We start from the raw sequence: 19,402 nt of genomic DNA on the forward strand, positions 1-19,402 counted from the left end.
ATCGAAAAGTGTTCAAGCCATTCTTACCTTATGTGCCATAATTATAGATACTAGTAACCGCAGAAATCGAGTCAGAATATGGAAATTCATACTCAGCAGAAACCAATATCTATCTATCTGATACATCAAGATTCAAATCAAATTCAGTTAATTACCAAAGAATTGAAAAAAGCAGGATATATCACTTTCTCTACCGATAATATGGCAGATGCGGTCATTCAAGTGCATCAACTCAAACCGGATTATGTATTAATCGATCACTCTATCTCAGCGGCACAGATTAAAGAACTGTCTCAATCAACTTCCTATAAAACCATCATTCTATCTTTAGAGACGAGCAAAAAAAACATTAACCCTTATCAATTGGGTGCGCATGGTTGTATTTATCAAACAAACCACCGTGAATTATTTACTGCTCAGCTTAACCGTATTATTGAGGACAAGATAGATATTGAATTTTGGGGTGTAACGGGTGCATTTCCAGCACCAGGAAAAAATTTTGTTAAATATGGTGGCCACACTTCCTGTATCACCTTAAATTTTGTCAATGAACGAAATTTTATACTGGACGCAGGTTCAGGAATAATCCCTTTAGGTAATGAGTTAATCACTAAAAAGCAAAATCAAATTGAAGCAGATATTTTCATTACCCACGAACACTGGGATCATATCCATGGATTAACGTTTTTTAAGCCATTGTATCATCCTGGAAATCAGTTTCGTTTTTATGGTCCACCGCAAGGAGTAAAAAGCGTTCATAAGTTACTCTCAGGACTGATGGATGGAACCTATTTTCCAGTTAAGATAGATAATTTACCCTCGACAATTTCCTATAATGATTTAGTGGCAGAACAAAAATTTGAAATAGGTAATATCACCATTTCAACCATCGCACTTCAGCATCCATGTGTCACATATGGGTATAAAATTCAATATAATAATAAAATCATAAGCTATATCACTGATAATGAGTTATATGATAAATCATATCCCTTATATGACGCTGATTTTGTACAAAAACTTATTGAGTTTACAACAAACTCAGATATTTTAATTGTAGATTGCGCGTTCACAGATGAAGAATACGATGCCGGACGTGTATCGTGGGGGCATTCATGCCCTAGGCAAATAAGTGAATTTGCCCATTTAACAAAATCAAAGCAACTTATCTTGCATCATAATGACCATTATGAAACAGATGCTGTTGTTGATGCCAAATTGATTGCGACACAAAGCTTATTAAAAAATCTCGGTTCAGAAATGGAGTGTATCGCACCGGTGTACAGACAAATAGTGCGTGTTTAGCTGGAGCCAGAAATAGATCCCTCTCTCCTTCCCCTAATTGCTCTTATGTTTAATAAGCCCCTTCACCTTGATTAACGGGAAGAATTAGCGGCCGCCAGGGCGGGATGAGGATATTACTTTTAGCTAAGGAACCCTCACGCCTGCCGCTCTGCCACTTGCGGGAGAAGGGCTTCTTAACCAACAAAAAACTTTATTAAAGTCACTGTCATCGAAAACACGTTAACTGCGGGTGAGCCCCCAATTGCAAATGGACCTCAGTTCCCAAAGGAATAGGATAATTAATAGGCCCATGACCGATTCCTGCGATTCTTAATACTGGAATCGCACAGCTTTCAGCAAAACGCTGTAAGACCGGATCAATCAAAGAAGTCCCGTTGGGTTCAAGACCATCGAGAAAATCACCTAATAGGATGGCAGCAGCATGGGTAAAAATATTGGCTTGCTTTAAATGTTCCAGCATACGATCCACACGATATCCTCGCTCACCAATTTCTTCGAGTAGTATAATTTTTTCACGTCCGTCGATTTGCCAGCAGGTTCCAATCCCTGATTGTATCATTGCCAAATTACCACCGGTGACCTGAGATTTGATAAACCTCTCCTTTTGGGCCTGTGTGTTCATTGGGGTTAAATCATTGAACGCAATGGGTGCATCACGAAATAAAATCGAACGTACCGACGCAATCGATTCCTTGGAAAATTTATCAGGTGCTGCAGCACCATGTATTGTTGGCCAATTCCAATGTTGCTGCAAATAGAGATGAAGGCAAGTGATGTCACTGATGCCAATAAATATTTTGGCTGTTTCTGGAGGATGCACTGCTGCTAACTTCGGTATTAAACGTGTGGAACCATAACCACCCCGCACACAAATAACCGCTCTTGTTTTAGGATTTTCAAGGGCATTTTTTAGATGCTTAAACCGCATTTCATCTGTATTGGCACAGAGTAAATCTCGAGCAAAAATATCTTGCTGAACAATACAGTTTAATCCCCAGGACTCCAATAATTCTTTCAACTCGGATAATTGACGATCAGTACTCCGAGATGAAGGGGCAATGATTTCTATCCAATCCCCCGGGGTTAACACAGGTAAATTTTTCATTCTTTATCTCTTAAAAAAGTCCTTTATTCATCTTAACCCTATATGCTGATACTGAAGCATCTCTTAGATGAGTAGCGTTTTACTCAGCTTTCCCGGCTCCTCACAAACTAATCGCGGCAATAAATATCCCGGTAAGCGATTTTGTAATTGCTTATAAATGGATTGTACTGCATCAAAAGTTAAATCAAAATGAGCCGCTCCTTTTACCTTATCCAATTTATGTAAATAATAAGGTAAGACACCATAAGCAAATAATTTTTGGCTTAAATCAGCTAGAATACGAGCATCGTCATTGATTCCTGCGAGTAATACCGATTGGTTTAGCAAATAACATCCAATATGCTGTAATTCCTGAAGCACCTGTAGTACAGAATCATCTAACTCTTGTGCGTGGTTACAATGCAAGACAATCACTTTGTTAAATCGTGTATTTTTTAATAATGAAAGCAGTCCCTCGTCCATTCGCTCAGGAAAAACAATGGGAATTCGGGTATGGATTCGTAACGTATGCAGATGAGGAATTTCTTCTAATTGTTTTATGAGCTCCGTTAAAACCAAATCAGACGCCAATAAAGGATCGCCGCCACTCAAAATCACCTCAGTGATACTGGGATCTTGGGAAATATAGTCACAAATCGCTTTAAACCCATTCCGACCAGGGTTATTGTCTTGATAAGGAAAATGTCTGCGAAAACAATAACGACAATTCACAGCGCAAACACCAGTTACCGTTAATAAAATCCGACCATAATACTTATGTATTAATCCGCGAATTGGATTACTGTTCTGTTCTTCTAAAGGATCCAGACTGTATTCTTCACTTGCGGTTAATTCATTTTCCGTAGCTAAGACCTGCAGTAATAAAGGATCATGAGGATTTCCTTTTTGCATGCGCGCAGCAAATCCTAGAGGCACACGACTGGGAAATTGCTTTTCAGCATGTACATTTCCAATAGATAAGGGCAACTCTAAAAATGCTAATAGTTCATTAACTGAAGCAAAACCTTGCGCCAATTTTTTTTGCCAACTTAAAGAGGTATCTCGCATTAATTACACAGACTTGATAAACTGTGCGAACTTTAACTAAAACCAAACAAAATCTCAACTCTGGAGTACTAATGGCAATTTATAGCACCAATGAATTTAAAAACGGCTTAAAAGTAATGGTTGATGACGCCCCATGTACCATTCTCGATTGTGAGTTTGTAAAACCCGGAAAAGGACAGGCCTTTACCCGCATTAAAATTCGTAACTTGAAAACGGGGCGCGTTGTAGAGCGTACTTTTAAATCGGGTGACACATTACCTTCAGCTGATGTTGCCGATGTAGAAATGCAATATTTATATAATGATGGGGAACAATGGCATTTTATGGTTCCTGATAATTTTGAACAATATGCTTTAAGTAAAGAAGTACTTGCTGATGCAGAACAATGGTTAAAAGAACAAGATATTTGCATCGTCACGCTGTGGAATAATGAGCCAATACAGGTTACGCCTCCAAACTTTGTGATTTTGGAAATTACTGAAACCGATCCTGGATTAAAAGGCGATACCTCTGGAGGTGGTGGCAAACCAGCCATTTTAGAAACAGGAGCCGTAGTCCGCGTCCCCTTGTTCGTGCAAACTGGCGAGTTAATTAAAGTAGATACCCGTAAAGGTGAATACGTATCTCGTGCCAAAGAATAATTAAAAAAATTCCTATGCGATTTATAGATCCTCGCTTCACACGAGGATCTGCTCTTGGTCTAATAAACTTGATAAGAATTATACATACCCCAGTAACCCACATCTCCCAAATCGTCATAACCATAGTAATAAGCATCATCATCATTGTAATAATCAATATCCCAGTAAGGACTGGTATGATAATACCCAACGGAATAGGCATATGCAGGAGTATAGGTGGGAGTATAGTAAACACGTTCTGTAACGCAACTTGTTACTAAGAACATGGTGCCTAAGACCATTAAAGCAAGCATTAATCTGTTCATAATCCCTTCCTTTTCATTAATTTTTAAGCGATTTATCTTAAAAATTAGTAATAATGCCAATGATGCCAACGATGCCATCGATGCCAATGATGCCACCTATGCCAATGATGCCATCGATGCCAATAGGCATACTTTGTTCCAGCAGTGGGTAAATTATTATTAACGACTGAGGCATCTGTCCTTAGTGCTGGATTTTCAAGAGCAGGGGATAGAGCTGCAGAAGCAGGAAATGAAATTAAAAAGAGAGGGGTACTTAAGACTGCTGAAATAATTAGTTTTTTCATAATAGCCTCCTGACTCTTACTCATAAAATCTAATTATGGGTAGGTTAATTATAAGCCAAGAACAAAATTTAATCAAAGTGGTTTATTTTAATGCGCATAGAAGGGGTATTGTTATACGGGCGAAGGCTTTCCGGATCCTGAGCCTCTTGTTTTATTCACTCTGGAGATCTATGTAGCGCTTTAGGCTTCCTATTCATCACATAGGCTTGCACACCACGCTCCAAAACAACCTCCCAACTTGGAATTATTAAATGGTTCAGTCGGAAAAGTCACCACCCATATGTATAGAGAATAGACTATCGAGCCCAGGGGCTGTGCGTTTTTTGCACAATCTTTACTTATTTCTTTTCTCTGTATAAATGATTAGCCGATGCTTGTACAGTGGGCATAATCGTCATTTCTTCGATATCCATATGTTGTGGACGGGTGATACAATAAACTATGGCATCCGCTATATCCTCTGCCAGTAACGGGTGAAAATCCTGATAAAACTCTTTTGCTTTTTGTTTATCATTCCATCGAACTTCACTAAACTCAGTTTCGACAGCACCTGGTGCAATTTCAGTAATACGCACAGGCTTACCAAGCATATCCAGTCTCATTGATTTTGAAATAGCATGTACTGCATGTTTCGTTGCACAATAAACATTACCATTGGGGTAACACTCATGTCCTGCTATGGAACTGATATTTACGACATGGCCACGCCCCCGCTCTAACATTCCAGGAATCAAAGCTCGGCTAACATAAAGTAGGCCTTTAATATTGGTATCAATCATTATATCCCAATGCGCTTCAATCCCCTGCTGCAATGGTAATGTATCCAATGCTAAGCCTGCATTATTAATAAGAACATCTATAGCGTCCCACTGACTGGGTAAAGAACCTAACTGCTGTGTTACTTGCTCATGATCACACACATCTAAAGGCAAAACATAGTGTTCTTTACCAAAATGTTGGCTCAGCTCTTTGGCTAAAGCCTCAAGACGCTCAATACGTCGAGCACAGAGAATCAATCGAGCTCCATGTTGTGCACATAAGCGGGCACAAGCTTGACCAATGCCGCTCGATGCCCCAGTCACTAAAATAATTTTATTCTCTAAATCATTCATCTCTTGCCCCTCATTGTTTACAACTGCAAAAAGTTCTATTGATTTTGGCCAAGCGAGTAGAATTGTCAACAGCCCAACTTGAATTTAAAACAATAGAAGTAATCAGTGAACCTATTTATCACCAAAGGAAGTACAAAACATTTCAATATGTCCTGTTATGGTATCTTTAATGTAACAATTTGTTCTTGGGATATCTAACTTTGCTGCAACAACTCGATTACTTCATCGTCTGTAGTTTGCGAAAAATCATTGTACCATAATCCTACTGCATAAAAATTAGTTGGGCGCATTGGACAAATAATCTCATCAACTAAGGGCGCAATTTCATCACAAGTAGATTGTGCCGCAACAGGAACTGCAACAATAATTTTTTCCGGTTTTTTTTGTTTCAAGGCGGCAATTGCTGCTCGCATTGTATAACCAGTCGCAATGCCATCATCCACAAGAATAATAGTTTTTCCCGATAACTCAGGAAAAGGTCTCTTGCCACGATAAACAAGCTCACGTCGTGATAACTCTTCTTGTTCTGATTTTTTAATTTTATCAATGGCATCTTTTTGTATATGCAATAGATTGACTACTTCCTGGTTAAATACGGCAATTCCTCCAGACGCAATAGCGCCCATAGCCAATTCTTCATGTCCAGGAGCCCCCAGTTTACGTACAATAAAAATATCCAGTGGGAGCGATAACTTAGTCGCTACTTCATAAGCAACAGGGACCCCACCTCGAGGTAATGCCAATATAACCACATCAGTCCTTGCCGCATAATCCTTAAGCAAATCCGCTAGAACACGGCCTGCTTGATTTCGATTATCATAATTCACGCCCTATTCTCCAAAATGATCCATCAACTTTAAGTTTAGTCCATACTGATTGAGGTCAGCAAATAAGCAGGCAAGACATAGTTGATTCCATTAGCGGTAATCTCAGAATAGCTCTCTGTGCTATATTTTAACAATCAGGTGTGCTCAGGGAGGAAATAACGATGAATGTAACCGAAAAGATCATCAAAGCCCATCTTCTTGAAGGCAAAATGGAACCAGGGACAGAAATTGCCTTAAAAATGGATCAAACGCTTTGTCAGGATGCAACAGGAACTTTGGTCATGCTTGAATTAGAAGCCATAGGACTTGAGCGAACTCAGGCAGAAATTTCCGTTCAATACGTCGATCATAATCTCATCCAAGAAGATAATAAAAATCCTGACGATCACCTCTTTCTTGCCAGTGCCGCACGACGTTTTGGTTTTTATTTTAGCAGGCCTGGGAATGGTATCAGCCATGCCGTGCATATGCAAAACTTTGGAAAACCCGGTAAAACATTGACCGGCTCTGACAGTCATACGTGTGCTGCAGGCTCTCTAGGCATGATTGCCATCGGTTCGGGTGGACTGGAAGTTGCCATGGCCATAGCCGGTTATCCACTATATATCAAAATGCCTAAAGTGATGGGAATTCATTTAACAGGTACACTGCCCAAATGGGTTAGCGCAAAAGATGTTATCCTGGAAATGCTGCGTCGTTATGATGTAAAAGGTGGTGTGGGTTACATCTTTGAATATTATGGTGAGGGTTTAAAAAACCTGAGCGCCATGGATCGCCATGTAATCGCCAATATGGGGGCTGAATTGGGAGCAACCACCACCGTATTCCCATCGGATGAAATCACTAAAGAATTCCTGCAAAGCCAAGGTCGTGAAAAAGACTGGTTGGAATTAAAAGCAGACAAGAATACCGCTTATGATGAACATACAGAAATCAACTTATCTAAACTGATACCACTCATTGCAAAACCCACGAGTCCAGGCAATGTAGTTCCAGTTGCTGAAATAGCAGGAGAAGAAGTGTATCAAACCTATATTGGCTCCTCTGCCAATCCAGGATATCGTGATTTTGCCATTGCAGCAGAAATAGTAAAAGGTCGAACCATTCATCCTAATGTGTCATTTGATATCAATCCAACATCACGGACCATCTTAGAAGAGTTGGTGCGCGATGGGCATTTAGGCAGTCTCATTCGCGCTGGCGCTCGCATTCATCAGGCAGGTTGTAATGGATGTATTGGGATGGGGCAGGCGCCCGCAACAGAAAAAAATAGTTTACGCACTGTGCCAAGAAACTTTCCTGGTCGCTCAGGAACGGATGAAGATAAAGTTTTTCTTTGTAGCCCTGAAACTGCCGCTGCATCCGCATTAACAGGGGCCATTACCGATCCTAGAACTTTAGAAATGCCTTATCCTGAAATCGAAATACCTAAGAAAAGGATATTAAACCCTGCATGTTTTGAAAGCCCTTTACCGTTAGAAGAGGCAAAAAAAATAAAATTAGTCAAAGGTCCTAATATAATCACCTTACCCGAATTTGAACCCTTGCCTCATTCGTTGAAACTACCCGTGTTACTTAAAGTCGAGGATAATATTTCTACCGATGAAATTTCTCCAGCCGGTGCGAAAGTGCTTCCTTACCGGAGCAATATTCCTAAAATTAGTGAATTTACTTTCGGTCATGTCGATCCAGAGTATGTGGCGCGCACCCAAAATCATAAAAAAGGTCATGTGATTGTGGGCGGAGAAAATTATGGCCAAGGCTCAAGTCGCGAACACGCAGCGTTAGCGCCTCGCTATTTAGGTTTAAGAGCAGTCATTGCCAAAAGTTTTGCCCGTATCCATTGGCAAAATCTGATCAATTTCGGCATTTTGCCTTTAACCTTTAAAAATCCTAAGGATTATAATGCTATCGACCTCAATGCTGTGGTTGAAATCAAAAACCTTCCGGACATTCTGGAGAAAAAATCATTCACGATAAAAATAAACGATAAAGACGTAGAAGTGGAACAAACTCTATCCCAACGCCAAATCGAATTATTGGTTGAAGGCGGCTTAATAAATTGGGTGAAAACAGATTTGAAAAAGAAAAATAAAAGCAAATAAAATGAAGAATTGCTCTACGATTAATCAAAATTCAATTTTGGCCCTAAAGGTACGATTTGCGTTGGGTTTATGGTTTTATGACTGAAATAATAATGTTGCTTAATATGTAAAAAGTTTACCGTTTCACGGACTCCAGGATGGTGATAAAGACGTTTCAGATAGGGTTGGAGCCCTTCATAATCACTAATTCGTTGCTGGTTTGTTTTGAAATGACTGTAATAAACGGCATCAAAACGGATTAACGTCGTAAAAAAACGCCAATCAGCCTCTGTTAACTGTTCACCTAACAAATACTTTTGGTTACGCAAGCGCACATCCAGTTCATCAAGTAAAAGAAACAATTGGCCATACGCCTCTTCATAGGCCTGTTGTGTGGTTGCAAAGCCACAGCGATAAACTCCATTATTAATTGCATTATAAATTCGGTCATTCAAGGCATCGATTTCTGGACGAAGTGGTTCCGGGTAAAAATCTTGATTATCCCCTGTTAAGTGATTAAACGCCTGATTAAACTGACGAATAATTTCTGCTGATTCATTATTAATAATCGTTTTTTCTTTTTTATCCCATAAAACCGGTACGGTTACTCTGCCCGTATATTTACTATTTGCTTGCAGATAAAGTTCGTATAAATAATTCAATCCATAAAGCCTATCTCCAGTAGCGCCCATCCCGTTCTTAAACTCCCATCCTTTTTCAAGCATATGCGGATGCACAATCGAAACCTCAATATAATCCTCGAGTTTCTTGAGCTTTCTGAAAATCAAAGTACGATGTGCCCAGGGACAAGCCAGAGAGACGTATAAATGGTAACGTCCCTTTTCAGCAGGAAATCGAGCATTTGGTTCATTGGTGATTGCAAAGTGAAATTGGGATGATTCTCTTTTGAACTCCCCTCCAGTTTTAGAAGTATCATACCAGACATCATGCCACTGACCATCAACGAGAAGCCCCATGATTTTTCCTTATGAATTTAATAGCGCCTGCCAGCTCAGTTCTTTTTCATAATCATAGATTATGTTCTGTGTTTAGGCTACATCCAAAGCAAAGACCTATCTCGACAACAAAAGTGCAAGCGTACTAACGCCAGTTAATGCTCCCATAATAATCAAAAGATATAATAGAAAAACATCATGTGTTTTTTAGAAGCAAGGATGCCTCATTAAAAGTTTGAGAAATGAGGTAGAGAAGATGAATAGCAAAGAAGAATATTATATTGGCGTCTGTGTAAAAGATACTAATTCGGAAAATGGTCCTGGACATGTATCAGCATTTGTTCATAAGGTAAAAAATGACGTCCCCAAGACCGATCATTTTAGTTTCTTCCCAGGACCAATTGGTAGTCTGCTTAATGGATTAACATTCGGTTCCATACCTGTTCTAGGACAATATGCTCCAGATCATAAAGAAGATATCAAAGAAGCAAATGATATTTTACTTAAAAAAGTAAGTAAAGAGCAGTACAAAAAGGCGAAACAAGCACAAAAAGAAATAAAAAAGGAAGTAGACACCAATCAATGTATTTACTCAGTTTTTGAATATCAAAATCCATTTGTATCAGCGGCTACACAACTATTTTCAGGTGGTACCGGAGCAAAATTATCAATAAAAAATCATGTGTCGCAAACAGGCTGTTTTGTACCAGAATGTTTTGATGGCAGCATTGGCACCATGTACCGAGATGAGCATCATCCAACGACAGAACCAAAGCTTACAGTAGATAATTGCTCCTCTTCCGTAACAAAGATTTTAAATCGAGCTGATATTTCGTTTAAAAACCCCGTGATACCAACGTTCTTTAAACAAGTGGTGCAAGAACACGGCTTTGTTAAAGTCGAAAAAGAAAAGTTAAATACTATTGGTATCAAACTGGATTAAACCCGTCATCCTAGTGAAACCAGGCTCTCCCTGCGTAACATCCGTTACAGCGGGGAGAACTCTCGCGACGTTCGAGATGAGGACTTCCGCCAGGCAGTGGCGACCAGGCTGCACTTATTTTAATTTTTGGTTCTCATGTTATGATGCATAACTCACTCATTTTTAATTCCATTAATGAATAAAAAAATAATATGCATTGGCGGTATCACCATTGATCGAAAATTAACATCGATTCATAAGTTGCAATTGGGAACATCCAACCCTGTTTCATCTATTTCAACCTTTGGCGGTGTGGCGCATAATGTAGCTCAAAATCTTGCTTTGTTGACTGACAAAGTTCATCTTTGCAGCGTAGTCGGTCAAGATAATTATGGACTAGAAGCAATAGCCCATTTAAAAAGTCTTAATATCCAAACCCAAAATGTTCTTACCCTTCCTAATAAACCGACAGCTCATTATGATGTCATTCTTGATCAAGAAGGAGAGTTATTCTTTGCTTTAGCGGATATGGACATTTTTGATGAGGTTCCGCTTCATTCGTTTACCCAATCCTGGAATGAATGGGATAGTGACACACTTGTTTTTTTGGATACCAATTTACCGAAAGCAATTATCGAACATACAATTCAAATAGCACGTACCAAAAATATTAAATTATGCATTGATCCGGTCTCTGTAACTAAAGCACAAAAGCTCCCCTCCCACCTGGAAGACGTTTTTCTACTGAAACCCGATCGTTTCGAAGCAGAAGCACTGACTGACATCCGCATTCATTCTGTAAGGGATTGCATCAAAGCCGGTAATTTATTATTGGATAAAGGGGTAAGAAATTGCATTATCAGTTTGGGTAAATCAGGCTATGTACTGGTTAATGAAACGGTACAGGAACATTTCCCAGCATTTTTTATTGACCCGATTGTTGATGTCAGCGGCGCAGGCGATGCATTTGTTGCAGGAATTCTGTATGAGTTAAAACACCATGCCACCGTAATTGACGCCTGTAAAACAGGGGCCGCGATGGCTGCTTTAACCATACAATCTTGCCATACAGTAAATGAACAAATTAATCATGAGACATTAAAAAACCTTCAGTTAACCCAAACATTAAGAGAAACCGATCATGCAGCAATTTTTTGATTATTCCCCAGAAGTAAAATTAGCTCTTGAGCATAAGAAACCGGTATTAGCATTGGAATCCACCATCATTTCTCATGGCATGCCCTATCCTGATAATTATGAAACGGCTCAGGCAGTAGAGCAAATTGTCCGCGACCATGAGGTAACGCCCGCAACCATTGCGGTGATTGATGGAAAAATAAAGATTGGTTTAACCGCAAATGAATTGCAACAATTTGCATGCAATAAAGATGTTTTGAAAGCCAGTCGACGTGATTTACCTTTCATCGTGGCCAATAGATATTCTGCTGGAACTACAGTTGCTGCCACCTTATTTTGTGCTGCGAAGGCAGGAATTAAATTATTTGCTACAGGTGGGATTGGTGGCGTCCACCGAGGTGATGCGCACGATATTTCCGCAGATTTAATTGAAATTTCAAGAACACCGATCGCAGTCATTTGTGCTGGTGCGAAAGCAATTCTTGACCTGCCACGTACTTTAGAATTTTTAGAAACGATGAGTGTACCCGTCATTGGTTATCGCACTCAAGTATTACCTGCTTTTTATACTGATTCTACTGATTATCCGTTATCAACCTGGGTAGAGGATGTACCAACTCTTGCTAAAATATTAGCTGCTCATTGGGAGATAGGTATGTCTTCAGGTATCTTAATCACTAATCCGATCCCTAAAGAATTTAATATTCCAATAGAGATCATTGAACCGGTAATCAGGAATGCCATACAAAAAGCCGCGCAAAATAATATTTCTGGAAAAGCATTAACCCCTTTTCTACTGGCCGAAGTGGCTCAACTGACCCAAGGAAAAAGTTTACTTGCCAATATCGCTTTAATTAAAAATAATGCTCGCCTAGGGGCTGAGCTCGCCCGTGCAATTTTCTAGTTCATTATAAGATATGAATCTCCTCTCCCACTTATAGGAGGGGAGTAGAAGTGAGCGGGTAGAAGGGAAAATTCCGACATTAATTAGTAGTCCCTTTAGCCATATAAGCTCCAATTGTGTCAGTTGTTCGTTCTTTTGCAACTAAAGAGCCTGACTCCGATGCTGAATAGTTCATATGCAGAGGATTACAAATCATGGCGCGAATCACCCTATGCCCCATTCCAGGCATACCTGCATGCATGACTTTTTTATTGTCTATGAGGAGTACATCCCCCTTTTCCCATAAACAAGATGAATAATAATTCCGCATTAATTGGGCCAGTTCTTTAACTTCTTCCTTATTAAAACAACTTCCTACTTTCACTGTATTCAAGGAAGAGCGTTTTATTTTTCTGCTGGCTTTAAAATGAGTTAATTTGGTGCGCAAAATTTTATATGAATTGGTAGGTGAGTTAAAAAAGGAAATAAAAATAATTGCAAGTTTTTCTACTGAGTTAAAAACTGAGGTGGGTAATTTCCAAAAAAACCGATGCCAAAACCATTTCTTCCCTTTATAGTCATTCATAAAGCATTTTCTCAGCTCATAGTTCAGGGTAGGAAGCTCAAACATATTGATTTGCAATGCTTTTTCTTTAGTAATCGGGTGTTCTAAGACACTTGGTTTATACATTAAAACAAACTGCTCCTCTCCCTCGCCAATCACCGGGAGTTTAAAGTCATTACATATTTTATGTACCGCATCCTGACTAATCTGGTATCGGTCAGCCACTTCTGCAATGGACCATTTACAAACAAAAAAGGAATTCTTTTCCAATTTCTGTCTTAATGCATCGTGCAAATGGCTGTAAATTTTTTGTGTATTGATCAAACCGGTTTCACCACCTAATTCTGAAGGTTGAAAACAACAAAAACAAAGATAACTAGGCACATCAGCGGAATAATAATTTTCAGTATGAAATCCACCAAGATAAAGTGTTCCTCCAGTTTTATATACTGAATTAGTATGTAAAACATATTTGAGATTATTCACATGAACCCGACCATTTTCAGACATAAACGCTTCGCTAATACCGCGTAACTCAGGAATACTTAAAATGATCCGTTCAAATTGTTCATCCGTCTCGATATTAAAGCCTCTTAAGAGCACAGCTCCATAACGAGCCATATCATCGAGGATTTGTAGGGAATTGGATGCTAAAAATTGTTGCAGAAATCCGACATCCGAAGATCCATTGGCTTCGATCACTAATGGCATTTCATGTTCTTCGGATTGAATAAGTCGTTCTTCCTGGCGGAGAAATCGGGTGACCACACCTTGGTATTCCTTGCGCATAGCCCAAAACTTCCTTATTAGATAGCCATAAAAAACTATACCATAAAAAATGTCAATGCGATCAAAGGCGTTGTTGCTGAAAGAGTTCCTTCGAAAATAATATGATCTTCGAAGGAACGAAATGAAGCCCTTAGTTTGATTTAGAGTATTGCACTTTTTCAGAAAGCGATATTGCCAAGTTATATTCTTGCTGCCTGTAAAAATCAGGCCAAGCTTTAATAAATTGGCTTAAATTTTTATTATCTACAAGAATTTTTCCTCTAATGTTTTGATTGGTTATTGGATCGGGAATAGGAGCGCTATTACTCACTGTAGGGAGATTAACGCATTTACTGTTTATCCATGTTTCTATAGAACTTTTTTCAAATGAATGTCCACTAGGACTTAAAACAGGCTCCTTCAGGGTGTTTAAAAGTATCGGATCCTTGATATCTTCTTCTACTTTCTGCAATTTTGCCCAATACTCTTCGGGACTTAAAGAAGTTGCTGAGACGTAATTAATAATCGTCTTAAGTTTGATATTGGGATAAAAATCCTTTCCTTCCTCCAAATCAGGATGAAGCATCAATAACTGAGAACGTTCATAGCTAATACCATCAGCCACCCATGTAACCGGATCTTTCATCACTTTCATTTGGCCAGAAATTATTGTTACCAATGGGCAAGAAAGTGCAATAAGTATCCCTTCTGGCAAATTGACAGTCGTCGATTCCAGTTTCGATCCCTTGGAGCCTTGTTGGGGAACATCGGCGTCAGTACGGTAGGAGGTATAACCTTTCGATGGTGTTTCTTGTCCAAGTTTAGGATTTATTCTATTTTCTACTTCATAACCATTTGCAGATAGAGTTTTTAATAATCCAGGAAGGTGAGGTTGTGTATTCTCATCGGTCATGTGAATAATCCCACCCACTGAATCAGCAATAACAAAAAAATCCTCAGACTCTGGATGCGCATTATTCAAAACCCACCCATAGTCATTTGACAACATAAAACGTTGGGGTCCATCCGCTTGCCATTGTGCCAATTCTTTATTCCAGCTAATGGATTGAACCGTGAGCAATCCATCAACTCGGCTGTCACGGATCAACCATAATTTTGAGCCGTTTTCTTGCAAAAGAGCGACCTTTGAGGAGCAGTTCGATTGATTGCTTAACCAGGCAACCCTAGAAAAAAGAATGCGATTGGTTACATCTGGGGCCATTTTACCATAGATAAAAACATTCGCTTCTTGAGTATCTTCTTCTATCTTAAGTCGCATTTTTTCTCCTCATTATCAATGGGTATGCTTTGAACAAAGCAAAGGTTGTAGTTGGGACCACAAAACAATTTATTTTATTAAGGATTATTGATAATTCATGTTGCTAAAATCCCGCGAGGTGTTCGCGGGATGCCGGACTAAAGCAAATTAGTAATAGACCCTGAAGACACGATTTGCAATAAAAAAACATCTCCAAAGCACTGTTCATCGAGTATAAGCAATCGATATGAATTACAAGCTCACTTTTGATACTTCGTGATTATGTGCTTCATCTTCTTTTTCTGGAGCAGTTGTTTTTTCCTGCCACCAATATTTCATTTGTTGGGCAGCATGAACTGCTGCTTTGTATAAATCGGGAAGAATGGATACAATTGCATCAAGGAAATCAGTAAATCCCCCTTTATTAAAACCATAAATGCAACGGCTAAATTCAGCACCCTTTTTACTGAGGGCTATGGTATCGTCTTGTTTAGAGAAAAATCGATCTGTATTAAAACCTAATTGGAATCTTTCTTCATACTCTTGTAGTTCCTTGGCAAATACTCCCTCAATATCATCCGCAATCAAATGTCTTACTTGCACTTCCGTAAGGACGGGATAAAGTACTGCCATCATCGCACGTATGGCTTCATTCTTTGTGAGATTAGAAATGGTATCTTTACGCTCCTCAGGACCTCTTCCAAGGCTCCAATTACATGCTCCAACTAAAAGTGTTAATGCTTCATGATATTCAGCATAGGCTGTGGCACGTTGAGTTATATAATAAGCGGTAGCGGCCCAGCCTATCCAACCTAAAAAACCTACCACAGGGAGAAAAGACAAGGCGGTGGCACCAAAAACTACACTTCCCACAATTTTTTGGTCAGTACTTTTTAATAGATTTGATTTTTCTTTAACAAGTGTAATGCATTGATTTAAAAATTCGATATGTTGTTGATTGGATGTGCTAAAATCTTGCCCCTTTTTGATGTTAATAGCCAGCTTATTGCCATCAGCCGCCTCTGCACCACTTTCAATAGTAAAATACTGTTGTGACTCTAATTGCCGTTTGTACAGAGCATTATTAATACCCAGTTGAGGAACTGGTGTAGAAAGTTGCTTTTTTATCCCCAGAAATTCTAATACTGATGACATTTTGGCTTATCCTTAATAAAAAAAGGCATTCTAATTTTTCTTTAGCAGAATAACAATAAATACATGTGCAAAAAATAGTTCTTATGAATTATTTAATACCGTAAAAAATCGTAGTGAAGTTGAGGACGCTCATTAATTTGAATTATTATGAGTCGGATAGATGAATTGATGTATTTAGCTCTTTTTAGCGATTAATTGTTTAATATCAATTGCTATTTCTCGAATGGTTTGTTCTTTATAAATATCATTACGAATATCCAAATCAAACTCATCCTCTAAGTCAAAGAACAAATTAACTAAGTCCAGAGAGCTAGGAACTACCTGGTCAATTGACTGATCCAAATCAATCTCATCAGGTGGAATTTCTTGCGTTCTCGCAATTAAATTAACAACACGACGTTCTACTGTGTGCTCCATAAAAAATCCTTTTTTTATTCGACTGATATCATTTATGTCAAGACCTTTTATGAGTATACAACCTGCCTCCATTCAACTCCATTACTATTTATCTCTAACTTATTTCGGGAAAATTTTTCATTTCAAGTTCGGTGTGTCGATTTAAAATCCAAAACGTTTAAAACACTGTGCGCCCAATGATTTCATTGCACTGCATGGAATGATTGTAGTTGTCGCATCGGCATCATTGGCTATCTGAATAACATAGGAATGGCCATTAGAGCAGGCAACATTCCAATATGCTGCACCATTTAGATCGACCCCTTGATAAAATGAACCAAGAGGAGTACAGGGTTCGCCTGCTGCATTGATAATACCGCTTAATATTTGCGTTTTCTGATCGGATGTTCTGCTTAATAAGATGTCATTGGCAATATTGGCATAAATACAGGAAGAAAATGCCAAGAGGAAAAACATCATCATGGGCTTACGCATAATGCATCCTTTAATAGAATTGTATCCCCACAGGAAAAATTTGGTCTATATGATGTTATTCTAGGATATAGAATCGATTTCTCCATCTCCATTGGAAAAATTGATAAACAGATATATTAAAATTTTTACGATCGCGGTATGGAGAACCCGTTCCAAAACTCATTCCAAACCGCAATCAATTAACGCTTAGCGTTCATCACAAACCGTATAATATCCATGGCGAAAAGGATTGCTACGCGCTCTAAACTGATAATCACGACAATGTTGCCCGTGATCATCGGTATATCGTCTGTCCAAGCGAAATGAAAAATCACCGAAATTCATATCTTGTTGCCATTCTCGTTCTTGACGGGCTCTATCTTCTTCGTCCATGTGTTTCAAAAATTTACTGAGTTTACTGGCATGACCTACTGAGAAAAAAGAAGCCACAAGTACAAGCACGATTATTTTTTTCATAACTAGACCTTAAAACACACAAAAAGCATGTTATTAAACCATAATTGTTTTAAATAAACAAAAAATTAAAGGAACAATAAAGAATGTGTATACTAGGAGATATTTAAGCCATTGAATTACAGGGATTTCTACATGATAGGACAGCCATTTAAAATCACTCTGCCTTTCTTTTTGCTCAGCATGATACTTTATCTTTTAGTGCTTTCTTTTATTCAGTTTCCTTTAACTACCTTACTTAAACCAATTCCCATTGCGTTACTTATGCTCTTTGTCCTACAAATTAATTGCCACAAACAAGTAAAAGTCATGTTACTCTTTGCCTTAGGATTTTCACTCCTTGGCGATATTTTTTTAACCCTCCCCATCAAAATGGCATTGCAAGTGGGGATCTTGGCATTTATGGCAACACACGTTAGCTACATCTGCTTGTTTTTAAAAAATAGGCAATTTCGAAGCAAAAATGTTCTTTCTTTTTTACCTGTCTTGGTATTCGTCTTAGTCAGCTTCTATTTTTTATCCCCCTATTTGGGAGAGATGAAGAAACCAGTAGCAGCTTATTTATGCCTACTCACTTTAATGGTATTTTGTGCATTTCAAGTAAAACAGCAATCGCTTTTGACTCGGCTCGGAGCGATTCTCTTTTTATTGTCTGACTTTGTTTTGTCCATAAACTTATTTGTTTTAGCAAACAATAAACCCATAGCCGTGCTCGTTATGCTTTTATATTACACCGCTCAATTTTTATTGGTCGTCAGCATCACACAGACCAAAGAAATAATCTTCCTTACATTGTATAAGCTATTTCGAGGGTTAAAACTGGCGTAGTAGGTTAGGTAACAAGGGAAAACAATCTCAAAAAATGTAACAAATAAGCGACCAACATAACCATGGTGATATTGGCAATGAAACCCATCTTTTTTCTTCCTAAAATCAGCGAAGAAACGTATCTTGCCAATTCAGTTATGAACAATAAAATCAAATAAGTAGCGAAAATGATGAAGAGTGCCCAATAAAGACATTCCTGGTTAAAATAGAAAGGAACAAATTCGCTAGTGAGGCCTGTGCCTTTTTTATAACATAAACTAAAAAAATAATGCCGGTCATAGATAACTAAAAAAATTATCGTGTACAAGCGAAGAAAATGGATATTGTACAACATCGTCATTCTCTGATTCCTTCAGATTTATGCTCAACCGTATTTGATGTAGCAACTGTCTTGAAAAAACGTTCAAGACAGTTGCTGCATTGATTGAGCTACATGATACTTGAAGTGTTTTTATCCTATTTTTTTATAGGAGTCATGGCCAATAAATCGAGCACCGGGTCCCTCATGAGTAATATCGGTTGCTTGCTTGTTCAGTATGGAAATTGCATCAATATTTTGTTCCTTTTTATCAAAATGACCACTCACACTCAATACTGACTCACACATGGGGTAAACAACGCTGAAAGAGAGCACATTTCCTACCTTATAACCGGTAATAGGTCTTTTTTGATTGATTGCTTGCGGGCAGGTTTTGGAGGCAACTGCCGTGGTGAAATAACCTTCTATTTTATTATCTGCCAAGTCAGTAAGCACTAAAATTGAACCGCGTTCATTTTTATAGGTCACTTCTTTTTGCGCAGCAAAAACAGAGTGCGCAAATAAAGAGGATAATGCTAGTGTCGCGCAAAAAAACGATTTAAAACTCATTCAGATAC

At 38.6% G+C, this 19,402-nt stretch carries 21 protein-coding genes; 7 read left to right on the forward strand and 14 right to left on the reverse strand.

Annotation, left to right across the window (positions count from 1 at the left end; genetic code table 11):
• Positions 1–78: 78 nt before the first annotated feature.
• Positions 79–1,305, forward strand: coding sequence for an MBL fold metallo-hydrolase (locus ACF8MK_RS03040; RefSeq protein WP_392538099.1), 1,227 nt, complete (start codon positions 79–81; stop codon positions 1,303–1,305).
• A 205-nt stretch (positions 1,306–1,510) separates the two neighbouring features.
• Here ACF8MK_RS03040 and ACF8MK_RS03045 read toward each other — a convergent pair whose 3' ends face one another.
• Together ACF8MK_RS03045 and epmB are read right to left on the reverse strand one after the other, a co-directional pair.
• Entirely contained in the window at positions 1,511–2,410 is a 900-nt protein-coding gene (locus tag ACF8MK_RS03045) for an LD-carboxypeptidase (RefSeq protein WP_392538100.1), read from the reverse strand.
• Between the two features lie 63 nt (positions 2,411–2,473).
• A complete protein-coding gene (epmB, locus tag ACF8MK_RS03050) occupies positions 2,474–3,457 on the reverse strand; it encodes an EF-P beta-lysylation protein EpmB (RefSeq protein ID WP_265702103.1) in 984 nt (327 codons plus the stop codon).
• Positions 3,458–3,528: 71 nt separating this feature from the next.
• On the opposite strand from epmB, the gene efp reads away from it, so the two are divergent.
• Positions 3,529–4,098 carry an elongation factor P gene (gene efp / locus ACF8MK_RS03055; protein ID WP_265702102.1) on the forward strand — a complete coding sequence of 190 codons (570 nt, stop codon included), beginning with the start codon at positions 3,529–3,531 and terminating at the stop codon, positions 4,096–4,098.
• Between the two features lie 59 nt (positions 4,099–4,157).
• Here the strand turns inward: efp and ACF8MK_RS03060 are convergent, their stop codons facing one another.
• The 4 genes from ACF8MK_RS03060 to ACF8MK_RS03075 form a co-directional block, all read right to left on the reverse strand.
• Positions 4,158–4,403: a hypothetical protein gene (locus tag ACF8MK_RS03060; protein ID WP_392538101.1), complete on the reverse strand. Its 246-nt coding sequence runs from the start codon at positions 4,401–4,403 to the stop codon at positions 4,158–4,160.
• Between the two features lie 44 nt (positions 4,404–4,447).
• Positions 4,448–4,687, reverse strand: a complete 240-nt coding sequence (locus ACF8MK_RS03065) for a hypothetical protein (RefSeq protein WP_392538102.1) — start codon at positions 4,685–4,687, stop codon at positions 4,448–4,450.
• 338 nt (positions 4,688–5,025) lie between these two features.
• Complete coding sequence (locus ACF8MK_RS03070; RefSeq protein ID WP_392538103.1) at positions 5,026–5,799, reverse strand: SDR family NAD(P)-dependent oxidoreductase; 774 nt, start codon at positions 5,797–5,799, stop codon at positions 5,026–5,028.
• Positions 5,800–5,993: 194 nt separating this feature from the next.
• On the reverse strand, positions 5,994–6,626 hold the full coding sequence (locus tag ACF8MK_RS03075; RefSeq protein WP_392538104.1) for a phosphoribosyltransferase: 633 nt from the start codon (positions 6,624–6,626) through the stop codon (positions 5,994–5,996).
• 161 nt (positions 6,627–6,787) lie between these two features.
• Here ACF8MK_RS03075 and ACF8MK_RS03080 point away from each other — a divergent pair, with 161 nt between their 5' ends.
• Positions 6,788–8,731, forward strand: coding sequence for an aconitate hydratase (locus ACF8MK_RS03080; protein ID WP_392538105.1), 1,944 nt, complete (start codon positions 6,788–6,790; stop codon positions 8,729–8,731).
• 20 nt (positions 8,732–8,751) lie between these two features.
• On the opposite strand, the gene ACF8MK_RS03085 is transcribed toward ACF8MK_RS03080, so the two are convergent.
• Positions 8,752–9,687, reverse strand: coding sequence for a glutathione S-transferase family protein (locus ACF8MK_RS03085; protein WP_392538106.1), 936 nt, complete (start codon positions 9,685–9,687; stop codon positions 8,752–8,754).
• A gap of 235 nt (positions 9,688–9,922) precedes the next feature.
• On the opposite strand from ACF8MK_RS03085, the gene ACF8MK_RS03090 reads away from it, so the two are divergent.
• The 3 genes from ACF8MK_RS03090 (at position 9,923) to ACF8MK_RS03100 (ending at position 12,629) form a co-directional block, all read left to right on the forward strand.
• Positions 9,923–10,609, forward strand: coding sequence for a hypothetical protein (locus ACF8MK_RS03090; RefSeq protein ID WP_392538107.1), 687 nt, complete (start codon positions 9,923–9,925; stop codon positions 10,607–10,609).
• Positions 10,610–10,783: 174 nt separating this feature from the next.
• Entirely contained in the window at positions 10,784–11,746 is a 963-nt protein-coding gene (locus ACF8MK_RS03095) for a carbohydrate kinase family protein (RefSeq protein WP_392538108.1), read from the forward strand.
• Positions 11,730–12,629 (forward strand): pseudouridine-5'-phosphate glycosidase, encoded by a 900-nt coding sequence (locus tag ACF8MK_RS03100; RefSeq protein ID WP_392538109.1) that lies wholly within the window; start codon positions 11,730–11,732, stop codon positions 12,627–12,629. Before ACF8MK_RS03095 ends, ACF8MK_RS03100 begins: the two co-directional genes overlap by 17 nt.
• A gap of 79 nt (positions 12,630–12,708) precedes the next feature.
• Here the strand turns inward: ACF8MK_RS03100 and ACF8MK_RS03105 are convergent, their stop codons facing one another.
• From ACF8MK_RS03105 to ACF8MK_RS03130, 6 genes are all read right to left on the reverse strand, one after another.
• On the reverse strand, positions 12,709–13,962 hold the full coding sequence (locus ACF8MK_RS03105) for a TauD/TfdA family dioxygenase (RefSeq protein WP_392538110.1): 1,254 nt from the start codon (positions 13,960–13,962) through the stop codon (positions 12,709–12,711).
• Positions 13,963–14,092: 130 nt separating this feature from the next.
• On the reverse strand, positions 14,093–15,220 hold the full coding sequence (locus ACF8MK_RS03110; protein ID WP_392538111.1) for a U-box domain-containing protein: 1,128 nt from the start codon (positions 15,218–15,220) through the stop codon (positions 14,093–14,095).
• A 231-nt stretch (positions 15,221–15,451) separates the two neighbouring features.
• Positions 15,452–16,354: a hypothetical protein gene (locus ACF8MK_RS03115; RefSeq protein WP_392538112.1), complete on the reverse strand. Its 903-nt coding sequence runs from the start codon at positions 16,352–16,354 to the stop codon at positions 15,452–15,454.
• Positions 16,355–16,528: 174 nt separating this feature from the next.
• Positions 16,529–16,771, reverse strand: coding sequence for an acyl carrier protein (locus ACF8MK_RS03120; RefSeq protein ID WP_392538113.1), 243 nt, complete (start codon positions 16,769–16,771; stop codon positions 16,529–16,531).
• Positions 16,772–16,912: 141 nt separating this feature from the next.
• Entirely contained in the window at positions 16,913–17,245 is a 333-nt protein-coding gene (locus ACF8MK_RS03125) for a hypothetical protein (RefSeq protein WP_392538114.1), read from the reverse strand.
• Between the two features lie 186 nt (positions 17,246–17,431).
• On the reverse strand, positions 17,432–17,701 hold the full coding sequence (locus ACF8MK_RS03130) for a hypothetical protein (RefSeq protein ID WP_392538115.1): 270 nt from the start codon (positions 17,699–17,701) through the stop codon (positions 17,432–17,434).
• 132 nt (positions 17,702–17,833) lie between these two features.
• Here ACF8MK_RS03130 and ACF8MK_RS03135 point away from each other — a divergent pair, with 132 nt between their 5' ends.
• On the forward strand, positions 17,834–18,526 hold the full coding sequence (locus ACF8MK_RS03135) for a lysoplasmalogenase (protein WP_392538116.1): 693 nt from the start codon (positions 17,834–17,836) through the stop codon (positions 18,524–18,526).
• A 451-nt stretch (positions 18,527–18,977) separates the two neighbouring features.
• On the opposite strand, the gene ACF8MK_RS03140 is transcribed toward ACF8MK_RS03135, so the two are convergent.
• The gene (locus ACF8MK_RS03140; RefSeq protein WP_265702084.1) at positions 18,978–19,394 is read right to left on the reverse strand and encodes an avidin/streptavidin family protein; all 417 of its coding nucleotides are present in this window, start codon (positions 19,392–19,394) and stop codon (positions 18,978–18,980) included.
• Between the last annotated feature and the right edge of the window lie 8 nt (positions 19,395–19,402).

The sequence above is a fragment of the Legionella sp. 227 genome, assembly GCF_043161935.1.
GTDB lineage: Bacteria > Pseudomonadota > Gammaproteobacteria > Legionellales > Legionellaceae > Legionella > Legionella sheltonii.